A 12,629-nucleotide genomic window follows, 5' to 3' on the forward strand; every position below is an offset into this window, starting at 1 on the left:
TGAATGTCGTCATTAAGTAAAAAGTTAGTTTTTGCAGGTGCAATGCTTTTATTGTTGCTTGTGTTAGTTTTTTACCTTGGACGCGCTCACGATTATCAACAAGCAGAGCAACAAAGTCGTGTTCAAGCTACTCAGTTAAGTCATTATTTTTCAAGCGAGTTAGCCCGCTTTAAAACTATTCCTACCTTAGTTAGCGCCAATGATTTGGTTAAATCTTTTTTGGTTAATAAAGGTACTGGCGAACAGGCTGTTAACTATTACCTCGAAGATATTCAACGAGCCAGTGGTGCATCTGATGTTTATTTAATGGATTTAACAGGCTCGGTCGTGGCAAGTAGTAACTGGCAAGTTGATTACACCTTTTTGGGCAGTAATTTTGCATTTCGGCCATATTTTTATTTAGCCAAGCAAGGTGAAAAAGTTGCTTATTTTGCTTTAGGTATGCGTTCCAGTGAGCGGGGGATTTACTTTTCAGAGCCCGTTATAGAGAAGGGCAAAGTGATTGCCGTTGTCACGTTAAAAGTAAATGCTAAAAAGTTTGAACAAGACCGCCAGCTTCTTAATGCATCAGACAGCACCCATTTTTATATCGCGCTAGAAGATAGCGTGATTGTGATGTCGGATGTCGCCGATTGGCGTTTAAAGTCACTTAATACACTAAGTGATGAACAAATGGCCGCTTTGGTTAAGTCACGCCGATACTTATCACATAAACCAAGTTTGCTTATGTACACCAACAAGCCATTAAGTGAAAAAACCGCTCAGCAAAGTATTCAACTTGATGGCAAAGAAGCGCGCTTTATCAGTGCGACAGAAACAATAGATATTATAAACGCCAAAGCTAATGTGCTGGTGGATGTGACGAATGTAGAGCTTGCGCAAATCCCAAGGCTCCTCTGGTTTTGTGTGTTTTATGCCATTGCGGTGGTATTAATTCATATGGCAATGGTGCGTTTTGCTGGTTATAAAAAGCTTTTGTTTTCAAGACACAGCCTTGAGCAAGAAGTGATTGAACGAACTCAAGCGCTCGAAAAAGCCCAAAAAGCGCTGATCCAAACAGCCAAACTTGCAACGATAGGTCAATTAAGTGCAGGCATTAATCATGAAATCAATCAGCCTTTAAGTGCTATGAATACTTATTTAGTGAGTGCAAAACGGTTACTTATTAAAGGCAATATTGAGCAAGCCAGCGAAAATCTGGTACTGGTGCAGTCACTCATAGAACGTGTCCATAAGATTGTCGCGCAACTTAAGCATTTTAGTAAACCGGCGCAAACTCAACTTAGGCAGCAAAGCCTCGCAAGTATGTTAAAAAATGCCTTAATGATTGCCAGTGCACAATTAAAACAAGACGATATCGAAGTGAAAGCCGCTGATATTGACGCACACATAACCGTGTGGGTTGACAGCGTTAAGTTTGAACAAGTATTGGTAAATGTGATCACTAATGCCAGCCAAGCAATGAGTGAATCTGAAAAACGCGAATTGAGTTTTGAGCTCGAACTTTTCGATGACCGCGTAAAACTCTCTATTCTTGATACGGGCCCGGGTATTGATCAACACGCGTTAGGTAACATCTTTGAGCCATTTTACAGTACTAAAACCAACAATGGCTTGGGTTTGGGCTTATCGATTTCACGGCAAATTATCGATTCATTTAACGGTCGATTATCTGCGCACAACCGCCCTGAAGGCGGCGCACAATTTATAATAACCTTACAAACAAATAAGGAACCATCATGAGTGTAGTTGCAGCGACCTGTAATCAGGTAATCGTTATTGATGACGAAGCGGTGATCCGCGATTCATTAAAGCAACTCCTTGAGATTGAAGGTTATCAAGTTCAGTGTTTTAGTGAACCAACCGCGGCGCTTTCAAAATTGAGTCGTCGTTTTGAGGGGATTGTATTAAGCGACATAAACATGCCAAAAATGGATGGCTTGGCATTTTTAGAACAAGTTAAAGCCTTCGATAGCGAGTTACCGGTTATTTTTCTTACCGGCTTTGCTGATGTATCTGTCGCCGTGAAAGCTATGCAGCTTGGCGCTTATGATTTATTTGAAAAGCCACTAACAGAGCAGTTGTTAGATTGTATCGCTCGCGCTTCAGAAAAGCGTGCTCTAGTGATGGAAAACCGCGCGTTAAAATTAGCAGTAGAGAAAACCTCTGCACCCGGTGTGCGTATTTTAGGTGAAACAGAGCAAATGCAACAAATGATGCATTTACTCAATGCGGTAATCGACACTCCCGCCGATGTTTTAATAGAAGGTGAAACAGGCACAGGTAAAGAGTTAGTTGCCCGTTACTTGCATGATCAAAGTAATCGTTCTGGGGCTAATTTTGTTGCCATAAACTGCGGCGCTATCCCTGAGCAACTGATTGAAAGTGAGCTATTTGGTGCAGCCAGTGGCGCATATACAGGTGCTACGCAATCTCGCCAAGGTAAGTTTGAATTTGCTAAAGGCGGCACTGTGTTTTTAGATGAAATAGAGTCAACACCCGCAAGCTTACAAGTAAAGTTATTGAGGGTGCTTGAAGAGCGAAAAGTAACGCCTGTAGGTGATAACCACGCCATTGATTTAGACGTGCGCATAGTTGCGGCCACAAAAGTAGACTTAATGACACTGGTCGAAGCAGGGGAGTTTAGAGCCGATCTCTATTACCGCCTAAATTTAGTAAAAGTGAGTATTCCGGCATTGCGCGACAGAAAAGCCGATATTCCACTGCTTTTTAAACATTTTAGCTCAATAGCGGCTACACGTTTTCATAAACCACCGGCACCGTTGAGTAGTGAGGCAAAACAACGGCTCCTTGCTTATGATTGGCCTGGCAATGTGCGAGAGCTTAGAAATCAAGCCGAGCGTGCTGTATTGCTGGGCTCTGATCTAGCCTTTGCCTCATACAGCGATTCAAACAATGAGAACGAACTTGCTCAGGACTTAAGCCTAGCCGAAAAAATTAGTTTTTATGAGCAATCACTCATTGAAGAAGCCCTTGAGCGTAACAACGGTAGCATCAAAGACACCATGGTCACATTACAAATTGCGCGTAAAACTCTCTACGACAAGATGACCAAATATGGTATTAATCGCGAAATGTTCAAAGACTAAACAAACCTCTCAGATTAAACTCTTCACAATGGGTGGAACTGGTGACAGCATGTTTTTAAAAATGTGTGGATATCCACCCATAAAAGCCAGTCTTAGATAGATAAACAAATCTAACTTATTGTTATTTATTAGTTTTTATAAAATTAACTAAGTTGGCAACCAACTTGCCTTACTTGTTAGGAACAACAATTTGAACCTAATAAGGGGCGCATAATGACAACAATATTCACTCATACAAAAACACGCGTAGCAGCGGCTGTAATTTTAGCGAGCACAACAGGCTCAGCAATGGCAGCAGAGTACGCTGTATACGGTAAAGCAGAAGTTCAAATAGCAAACACAGATACCGGCGTTATGCGCTATGCTGACGAAGGTACACAAATTGAGGCACCTTTTTCGCGAATTGGTATTAAAGGCAGCCACAAACTAACAGAATCGCTTAAAGCGGTATTTAAATATGAAGTACAAGTAAAAGGCTTTGAGCACGATGACACAAACGAGCCATTTTCAGCGCGTAATACTTATTTAGGGCTTGCTGGAGATTTTGGTGAGGTCGTTGTGGGTCGTAACGACACTCGTTTTAAATACTCTGAAGGTAAACTAGACGGCTTTAATGAAACACAAGCAGATATCGCTCAGCTGATCCCAGGTCAAGACCGTATCGGCGATACCATTACCTATAGCTCAAAAACATACGGTGGCGCATCACTTGCGCTGACTTATGCACCAAAAGATGACAGCAGCAACGATGAAGATGGTTTTGCGGCAACGGTTATTTATGGTGACCGTGCATTAAAATCAAAAGACTACTATGTTGCTATTAGCCATGTCGATGCACTTAACAAATTGACGGCAAGCCGTGTGGTTGCAGCATGGAAACTTGAAAACCTCCAGCTTGCGGGTTTGTTCCAGCGCAGCGAGTCAACAGATGGCACGAAAGAAGGCAATGGCTATGCACTCAGTGCAAGCTATGCAATTGATAAATGGGTACCTAAACTGCAATACGTTAAAGATGACTCAAAAATTCGCCATGCTGAAGAAGGTAAACAATGGACAGCGGGTGTTGACTATAATTTTGATAAACAAACCACAGCATACTTATTCTATACTGATTTAGATTTAGAACTTGAATCAGACAACAGCGTTGCAATTGGCCTTAAATACAAGTTCTAAGGAGTCGGTATGTCATTAGTAAATCAAACAAAAGATGGCTCACAGCCACGCCCATTAATGAGCACAGTAATGTTACTTCTGGGCCCATTAGTGATGTTATTAACCTGTATTATTGAGCCTCCTGCAGGTATGAGTGTAGCTGCACTTCGTACCGCAGGCCTTGCATTTTGGATGGCTTCTTGGTGGGTCAGTGAAGTTGTGCCAATTCCTGCGACTTCATTATTGCCACTTGTAATATCACCTCTTGCTGATATTGCAGCAATCAAAGGGGTCGCGTCACCGTATGCACACCCTTTGATCTTTTTATTCTTGGGCGGCTTTTTGATCTCAATCGCGATGGAGCGTTGGGGTTTACATAAGCGTATTGCACTTAACACTATGCTTCGTGCCGGAACTAAACCTAGCCTGCAAATTTTAGCCATGATGTTAGTAACAGCATTCTTATCAATGTGGATGTCAAATACTGCAACAGCAGTAATGATGCTACCTATTGCTATGTCGATTACTATGTTGGTTAAACAGTCTAACCCTGACAATGACCAATTTGGTAAAGCATTGTTATTATCAATCGCTTATGGCGCAAGTATCGGTGGTATTGCAACGCTAATTGGTACGCCACCAAATGCACTTATGGCAGCGTACTTATCAGATAGCTACAAGATTGATATTGGTTTTGCCGAATGGATGAAAGTAGGTGTACCACTTGCGACTGTTATGCTTATTTTATGCTGGGTTTGGTTAACTAAATTTGCTTATAAAGTAGATACACAATGTGCAAAAGCAGCGAGTAAAGATACTAAATCGCTATTCTTATCGCAGTTACAAGAGCTTGGTGCAATGCAACGCGCTGAAAAAGGCGTAGCAATAGTATTTGTTTTGGCAGCTGTTTGTTGGATCTTCAGACCGTTACTGGCTGATCTTTCTGGCTTAAAAATTTCTGACACCGGTATAGCAATCGCAGCAGCCTTATTATTATTTGTGTTACCAGCGAACAAAGGTGATGGTGAGCGTATTCTTGACTGGGAAAGCGCAGCTAGAGTGCCATGGGGTGTGTTACTTTTATTCGGTGGTGGTTTAACACTGGCTGCACAAATCAAGTCATCAGGCCTTGCGGAATACATTGCCCATATGATTGAAGGGGCAAGTGCAATTCCATTGGTTTTAAGTGTACTAGCAGTGGCTACCTTAATTACCTTCTTAACTGAGATCACTAGTAACACAGCAACAGCAGCAGGTTTCTTACCACTATTAGGCCCGGTAGCTGAATCTGTATTTGGTACGCCGCTTGTGTGGGTTATTCCGGCAGCGATTGCGTGTAGTTGTGCGTTTATGATGCCAGTTGCGACACCGCCTAATGCGATTGTTTTTGGCTCTGGGCAAATTCAAATGCGCGATATGATTCGTTCTGGTTTTGCACTGAATATTATTGCGATTGTTATGATCACTCTTGTCACGATGACAATTGCAGGAGCAGTATTTGGTTTTTAATAACTAGATTATCTTCTCAACCATTTCCAACCACCGACAGCGCTCCTAGTGAGCGCTGTTTTTTTTGATACGACTAATGTTGCCCATACATGCATTGCTGGTTATAGTTGATAAAATCGCTTTGAAAGAGATGACGTTTTGACTGACACAGATGTACCTTTGCAAATACAATTTAAACAACTTGATGAGGCATTTTTAGCCCAGCCTTATTTACCTATCGCCAGTCGTATTAAGCTGTTAAAACAAATTAAAACACGGCTTATTGAAAATGAACAAGCATTGGTCGCTGCAACGAGTAAAGATTTTGGTTATCGTACTTCCTTTGATACTGTGCTTGGTGATTTATTACCAACGGTTAAAACAATTAGCGACATAATTAAACGTTTACCTAAATGGTCACGTAACGAAAAGCGTGCAGTTGGTATTAGCTTATGGCCTTCAAATGCACATATTCAGTACCAGCCAAAAGGTGTCGTAGGGGTTATAGCACCGTGGAATTATCCTATTCAATTATCTTTAGTACCTGTGATAAGTGCCTTAGCAGCAGGTAATCGGGTAATGTTAAAGGTTAGTGAGTTTACACCCCACACTAACCAGGTAATCAAATCAATAATGACTGATGAGTTAGCACAGCACTGCGTTGTTGTTGAGGGAGATGCCCAAGTAGCCGCAAATTTTTGTGATATCCCTTTTGCTCATTTGTTATTTACAGGTTCAACTTCTGTTGGTCGTAAAGTCATGCAAGCAGCAAGTAAGCATTTGACACCTGTTACTTTAGAGCTTGGCGGAAAATCACCCGTTGTTATTCTTGATGACGTAAATATTAAGATGGCGGCAAAAACACTGTTATTTGGAAAGCTCAACAATGCAGGCCAAATATGTGTTGCCCCAGACTATGTGTTTGTACCTAAAAAGCTTGAGCACCAGTTGGTATTGCAGCTATGTGAACTGTATAAAAAAGTTTATAAGCAAGGTGTTGAGGGCAAAAACTTAACTTCAATAATATCAGATGCTCAGTATCAACGTTTAAAGTCATACCTACACGATGCAGAGCAAAAGGGGGCGCAACTGTTTAGCCCACTTGATGATGACCATCATGATGACTTAAAACATCGTATGGGCTTGCATTTAATCACACAAGTGAATAACGATATGCAAGTTATGAAGGATGAAATTTTTGGCCCTCTGTTACCAATTATGACCTACGAAACAGAGCAGCAAGTCATAGATTACATCAATCACCGCTCTCAACCTTTAGCCCTGTATATTTTTGGCCATAATAAAGAGCAAATCAAAAGAGTCAGTCAATCTATTCGCAGTGGAACTTTAGCAATTAATGATTTACTTATGCAGGTGACAGCTGATCAATTACCGTTTGGCGGAATAGGTGAGTCTGGAATGGGTAATTACCACGGTATTGAAGGGTTTAAAACTTTCAGTCATGCGCGCAATACTTTGGTTTCGGGTAAATTCAACCCACGCACACACTTGTTATTAAAGCAGAATAAGTGGCTTATTAAGATATTAAAATGGATGTACTTGCGCCCTTAGGCGCAAGTACAAAACATTTAATGCTCATTTTTAGCTAACTGGTTATCACTGAATTAAGCAAGTAGTTACGCTTATAAGCGGCCATCAGGGGCATATAAACCTGCCTGAATTTTTGCGTAAATTGCATCAGCTTTTTCTTTTGCGGCTTCAATTTCTGCCGGTAACATACTGCGTTCATCAAGCTTGCGGCTATGGCTTGCATCCATGTTGCCGTTGTATTCAGCAATGGTATTCCAAATATAAGATTTCTCTAGGTTTTTTGGAACTCCAAGGCCTTCATAGTACATCAAAGCCATATTAAACTGGGCAAGTGTAAAATTATTCGCTGCCGCCTTTTGATACCAGCTAAGTGCAGTGCGGTAATCTTGTAATACACCTTCACCATTTGCATACATAACACCTAGGTTATATTGAGCTGCGGGGTGATTCTTCTTAGCTGCCATCTCAAACAGCGAAATAGCTTTTTCTTTGTCGAGTTTTACACCTTTGCCTTCTTGGTAAAGAACTCCAAGTGCAAACATCGAATCAGCGTGAACTTTTTTTACTGCTTGTTGATAAAGCTCAGCTGCTTTTTGGTAGTTACGCTGTACACCAAAACCACCTTCGTACATTTTAGCAAGTTCATACATTGCCGGCGCAAAGCCCCGATCTGCTAAATAGTTGTATTCTTTTAATGCTTCTTCAAAGCGACCTTCATTAGCCGCCAATTGAGCATCTTCTAGGCTAGCATGTACAAAAGGTGAGAGGATTAATGCGCTAGTAAGCAATAGTGATTTTAAGTTAGGCTTGATCATTGTCTGCCTCCAAATGTGTGTTAGTTATCAACAGCTACAAACTTAGATATTGATAAATGCATTGCCAAACTCGCAAAAGGGCAAAACATTATTTTTAGTTTAGACCCAACAGTATTAAATGCCCAATTTGAAGGCAATAGCAAGTACATAATTAAAAAAGTAGACACAAGATACAGATTTTACAGAAAAATTAAAGAAATAAAAAAAGCCCATGATGGGCTTTTTAGTGTCATATCTACCGTCACCGATATGAGCAATGTAGCAAGTAAAGTGTAACGTTTTATGTCGCTGCTTGGGTCGAGGAAGCCGCAAACAATCAAGTGTTAAATCTTGAACAAATCCAGAAAAACACCATCAAAGCCTTATAGACATTGATATTGTTGTGAGATTAATAGCCTACCTGAACTTGTTGATAACGATTATTACTTAGATTAACGTGGGCGTCAACACTTAAATGATAATTAATTTCATTTAGAGGGTCTTGCTGATTATTTATTCTCAGTGTTAACTTAATAAGGTACTAATTAAAATTAGATTAATAAATTGAGCATGATGAAAAAAATAGCAAAGTGTTTAATCACATTGAGTTTACTTTTGGCAGTTGCTGGTTGTTCTCCTAGCTTTACTTATAACAATTTAGGTTGGCTGTCAGGATTCTGGATTGATGACTATGTTGACTTAAACAATGAGCAAGCTGAAAAGTTTGAACATATAGTTAAAACCAGCCGTGATTGGCATCGAGAGACTCAACTACCTCTTTATAAACATGACTTAGAAAGTTTAAAACTAATGTTAGAAACTGACGTTAATCACGCTCAATTAAAACAGCATTTCAGCCAAGCAAAGCAACATTGGCAAACACTAGTTGATAAGCTAGAACCAGAATTGATCGATTTAGCTAACGCATTGAGTTATGAACAACGAGTTGAATTTGTAGCGGCACTGCAAGATAAAATCAATGAAGAATATTTAGAGCATCAAGAAAAATCTGCTGAGCAGCACAAACAAGAACGTCTAGATGAAAATCTTGAGAACTATAAAGAGTGGTTTGGCACAAAGTTATCAGCTGAAAAAAAAGCACTGATCGAATCGGCATCTAACACTCGCATTAGTACATTTTTACTTTGGATGCAGTACAAACAAAAGCGCTTAGATGCTTTAAAATCCTTGTTTATGCAAAAAACTAAGCCTGCGGATTTTGATCAACAGTTAGCGGTGATCATTAATAATCGTTTGGCTTTTATGAGTGATGAATTAATCAAAGCTGACGATAAAAATCTAGATGACTACGTAACCTTACTGCTTGCCTTAAAACCAACTCTTACAGACAAACAGCGTCGAAATGTTCGTGAAGAGCTTGATGATCTAATCGATGATGTTACAGATTTAATGAATGACTAAATAATCACGCCTCGCTCATAGTCGTAATTTTAATAAATAATTTTCTAGCTTGCGGTTACTAAATACGCCGCAGGTCAACTTCTTGTTGCCTAAGGAATGGTTTAATAAAACATGAAACACCTTGTAAAATTTTTAGTTATTGCTGTAACGGCATTATTTTTTGTATCTCATGTAACCTTGGCTAACGAAAAGTTTGGGTCAGAAATAGAGTTAAGTAATCAAATTGAACACTCTTTGCATAACGAATCTCTAATAGGCGTTGTTTGGTCAACAGTGAATGCAAATAAAATTGCGCAAGGTGCAAAAGGCTATGCAGACTTTACGAATTTAAAACCTATGACAACAGCTAATAAGGTGCAAACAGGCTCTATCGTTAAAACACTTATTGCTACAGGGGTGTTGCATCTTGTAACAGATAACAAACTCTCCTTGGATACCCCGGTTACTGAAATATTACCAGATATTGGCTTGCAAAATCCTTGGGCCTTGAACACACCAGTTCGGGTTAGACATTTACTTGATCATACGTCAGGGCTTGAAGACATTCGGCTTTGGCAATTATTAACGACAAAAGCAAAGCCTGATACGGCTCTAAAAGAAACCTTTACTGAAAGTCAGTTGCGTATTAGAAATCGCCCCGGAAGCCGCTTATCCTTTTCTAATCTTGGTTATGCAATTTTAGCTATGGTGATTGAAGCCGTTGTTAAAGAGCGCTATGAATCTTACTTAGATAAACATTTGCTTGAACCGCTGGGTATGCACATGAGTACATTTAATTTTGTTTCTCAAGTCGGGCAGTTTAGCGATCCTGCGCTTGCTATGGGCCATTTTGAAAATGGCGTTAGCCAAGCCACGTTACCAATGTTTTTAAGACCGGCAGGGCAGTTCACAACGACTGCTTATGATATGGCTTTGTTTGCGCAGTTTTTAATGGGCGATGGCAAGATTAATGACCGCATATTTATTGAACCGACATTATTAACAAGCATGGGAAAGCCTTTTAAAACAGAAGCTGCCTTAAATAATTTAACTGATATCGGCTATGCGCTAGGGGTCACTACACGTGACCGGCATAATGTGGTTGGCAAATGCCACAGTGGCTCTACTTTAGGTTACCGCACCAACTTTTGTTTTTTTCCTGAGCAAAAAAAAGCATTTTTTATCGCTTTTAATGCCGATGTAGAAACTGCAAATTACAAACAATTTGATAGCATGCTGATTAGCAACCTTGGTGTAAATAAGGCCGATGCAATAGCTCCATCAAAACCGCAAGTAGCGCTTGATGATTGGCAAGGGTTTTACACGCTTTCCCCAAACAGAATGAAAAGATTTGCCTATTTTGATCGCCTACTTCATTTTGCAACAGTGAGCTCAAATGGCGAAACGCTAACACTGTCACCATTTCAGTCTCAGCAAAAAACCTTGCTAGCTATAGGCGGTAATTTGTTTCGTGAAGAAACAAAGCGATTACCTTCACACACTCTGTATATTTCTGAAAATGGTCAACATATGATCAGTGATGTTTTTCGAACATATGAACAAACCAGTCTTTGGAAGTTGCTGCCGATGTGGCTCAGCCTCGTCATCGGCGTAATCGCCATACTATGGATATTAGTATATGGCGCTATTTGCTTGGTTAAGGGGCAATTAAGCTTGTCGTCACCTCTATTATTGCCTTTTACGGCGACGCTATTTCTTTTTGTACCGCTGCCTTTATTTTTAACTCAATCATTTTTAAATATTGGTGAGTTTACACTTGCCAGTGCATTGTTAGCATTAGCCACGACAATATTACCGTTTGCTATGGCTTACGGGTTATGGCGTATATTTGCTCATGAAAAGTTGAGTAAAATGAATTTGTTAAATAGTTTAGCAATGGTAGCTGCTTTGCAATGGTCACTCATTTTAGCACTTTGGGGTGTATTTCCCTTATTGCTTTGGAGCTAAAATGTTTAACAATTGTAGGTAAAATAGTGCATTGTTATGCACTGTTTGGTAATAAAATGTTCCTAATTATGGTGAATCACGTTAAAATCTGCTTACTATAATTACGGCAGGAAATCTAATGGATATCGGCGCACTGAGAGGTACTCAGGCTTTACGAAATAACGTTCTGAAATGGATGGGATTTTGCTTGGGTGTGCTTGCTAGTATCTTTGCCGTTTTTAATTTACTTGTTACAAACATGATTTTATTAGGGGCACTTGAAGTTATCTTCGCCCTGTTCTGTTTTTATATTTTCTTTTATACACGAAATCACAATGGTCATCGCTGGCAATCCGTAACATTATGTATTTTTTTAACGGTTTTAATCACGCTCGGCACGTATTTAAGTAACATAAAAAGCGTGTTGTTTATTTGGACATGTTCATTACCTATTTTGTTTTACTTGCTGTTAGGTAAACAAGTTGGTTTGTACCTTTCATTAATAGCCGCTGTCACTCAAGCCGCGATTCTATTAGCTAAACCTAGTTTAGAACCCCTTAATACTATTAATTTCTTACTTAATTTTTCTTTCACCTACATCAGTATTTGGGCGGTGTCTCATACCTTTGAAAACAGTCGTGCAGAGTATGGTCAGCGGCTCGAAAACTTAGCTTTACTTGACCCGTTAACGGGTGCTGGTAATCGCTTAGCAATGACACACTATTTTGAAATTGAACAAACAAATAAACATGGTTTGTTTATCCTTATGTTAGACCTTGATTATTTTAAAAAAATTAATGATCAATATGGCCACGAAATGGGAGATCGCGTTTTAATTGAGGTGACTAGGTTTTTCAGACAAAGGATTACTAAAGGATATGTGTTTCGTATTGGTGGTGAAGAGTTTGCTATTTTTTTACCAAACAGCGACCCTCAAGGTGCATTAGATTTTGCACAAGAATTAAGGGAGCAGTTAGCATCGACAATTCACAATATTGACGAGCAAGCGATCAACCTTACTGTGAGTATAGGTGTTGCTTGCTATACACCAAACCAAACCCTAAAAAGCTTTATAAAACGAGCTGACGATGCACTTTATCAAGCTAAACAGCAAGGCCGAAACAGAGTCGTAACGGCTTATGAGTTAAACCAACAATTAACCCGGTGTAATAAAGCGAGCTAGCGC

9 protein-coding genes are annotated in these 12,629 nt (G+C 39.8%); 8 read left to right on the forward strand and 1 reads right to left on the reverse strand.

The genetic code is table 11. From position 1 onward, the window contains the following. The first annotated feature begins 3 nt into the window (after positions 1 to 3). The 5 genes from L1264_RS08750 to L1264_RS08770 all read left to right on the forward strand — a co-directional run bounded on the left by L1264_RS08750 (position 4) and on the right by L1264_RS08770 (position 7,322). Complete coding sequence (locus tag L1264_RS08750; RefSeq protein WP_199526928.1) at positions 4 to 1,743, forward strand: sensor histidine kinase; 1,740 nt, start codon at positions 4 to 6, stop codon at positions 1,741 to 1,743. Continuing rightward, positions 1,740 to 3,110, forward strand: a complete 1,371-nt coding sequence (locus L1264_RS08755) for a sigma-54-dependent transcriptional regulator (RefSeq protein WP_199526927.1) — start codon at positions 1,740 to 1,742, stop codon at positions 3,108 to 3,110. Before L1264_RS08750 ends, L1264_RS08755 begins: the two co-directional genes overlap by 4 nt. A 213-nt stretch (positions 3,111 to 3,323) precedes the next feature. Next, positions 3,324 to 4,283 (forward strand): porin, encoded by a 960-nt coding sequence (locus L1264_RS08760; protein WP_199526926.1) that lies wholly within the window; start codon positions 3,324 to 3,326, stop codon positions 4,281 to 4,283. Positions 4,284 to 4,340: 57 nt separating this feature from the next. Beyond that, a complete protein-coding gene (locus L1264_RS08765; protein ID WP_235403882.1) occupies positions 4,341 to 5,771 on the forward strand; it encodes an SLC13 family permease in 1,431 nt (476 codons plus the stop codon). 138 nt (positions 5,772 to 5,909) lie between these two features. Then, entirely contained in the window at positions 5,910 to 7,322 is a 1,413-nt protein-coding gene (locus L1264_RS08770; RefSeq protein WP_235403877.1) for a coniferyl aldehyde dehydrogenase, read from the forward strand. A gap of 71 nt (positions 7,323 to 7,393) precedes the next feature. Here L1264_RS08770 and L1264_RS08775 read toward each other — a convergent pair whose 3' ends face one another. Beyond that, positions 7,394 to 8,116 (reverse strand): tetratricopeptide repeat protein, encoded by a 723-nt coding sequence (locus L1264_RS08775; protein WP_135926527.1) that lies wholly within the window; start codon positions 8,114 to 8,116, stop codon positions 7,394 to 7,396. Positions 8,117 to 8,665: 549 nt separating this feature from the next. Between L1264_RS08775 and L1264_RS08780 the strand changes: the two genes are divergently transcribed. The 3 genes from L1264_RS08780 to L1264_RS08790 all read left to right on the forward strand — a co-directional run bounded on the left by L1264_RS08780 (position 8,666) and on the right by L1264_RS08790 (position 12,626). Next, a complete protein-coding gene (locus L1264_RS08780) occupies positions 8,666 to 9,517 on the forward strand; it encodes a DUF6279 family lipoprotein (protein ID WP_199526924.1) in 852 nt (283 codons plus the stop codon). 111 nt (positions 9,518 to 9,628) lie between these two features. Further along, the gene (locus L1264_RS08785; RefSeq protein WP_199526923.1) at positions 9,629 to 11,464 is read left to right on the forward strand and encodes a serine hydrolase domain-containing protein; all 1,836 of its coding nucleotides are present in this window, start codon (positions 9,629 to 9,631) and stop codon (positions 11,462 to 11,464) included. A 118-nt stretch (positions 11,465 to 11,582) separates the two neighbouring features. Continuing rightward, positions 11,583 to 12,626 (forward strand): GGDEF domain-containing protein, encoded by a 1,044-nt coding sequence (locus L1264_RS08790; protein WP_199526922.1) that lies wholly within the window; start codon positions 11,583 to 11,585, stop codon positions 12,624 to 12,626. Positions 12,627 to 12,629: the final 3 nt, after the last annotated feature.

Origin of the sequence: Pseudoalteromonas sp. APAL1 (assembly GCF_021532475.1) — a bacterium.
Lineage (GTDB): Bacteria > Pseudomonadota > Gammaproteobacteria > Enterobacterales > Alteromonadaceae > Pseudoalteromonas > Pseudoalteromonas lipolytica_C.

What these genes read in the sequence shown, in the direction of transcription:
- L1264_RS08790 (WP_199526922.1), top strand. Translation starts at nt 11,583, where the DNA reads ATGGATATCGGCGCACTGAGAGGTACTCAGGCTTTACGAAATAACGTT.
- L1264_RS08780 (WP_199526924.1), top strand. Translation starts at nt 8,666, where the DNA reads ATGATGAAAAAAATAGCAAAGTGTTTAATCACATTGAGTTTACTTTTG.
- L1264_RS08750 (WP_199526928.1), top strand. Translation starts at nt 4, where the DNA reads ATGTCGTCATTAAGTAAAAAGTTAGTTTTTGCAGGTGCAATGCTTTTA.
- L1264_RS08760 (WP_199526926.1), top strand. Translation starts at nt 3,324, where the DNA reads ATGACAACAATATTCACTCATACAAAAACACGCGTAGCAGCGGCTGTA.
- L1264_RS08775 (WP_135926527.1), bottom strand. Translation starts at nt 8,116, where the DNA reads ATGATCAAGCCTAACTTAAAATCACTATTGCTTACTAGCGCATTAATC.
- L1264_RS08765 (WP_235403882.1), top strand. Translation starts at nt 4,341, where the DNA reads ATGAGCACAGTAATGTTACTTCTGGGCCCATTAGTGATGTTATTAACC.
- L1264_RS08785 (WP_199526923.1), top strand. Translation starts at nt 9,629, where the DNA reads ATGAAACACCTTGTAAAATTTTTAGTTATTGCTGTAACGGCATTATTT.
- L1264_RS08755 (WP_199526927.1), top strand. Translation starts at nt 1,740, where the DNA reads ATGAGTGTAGTTGCAGCGACCTGTAATCAGGTAATCGTTATTGATGAC.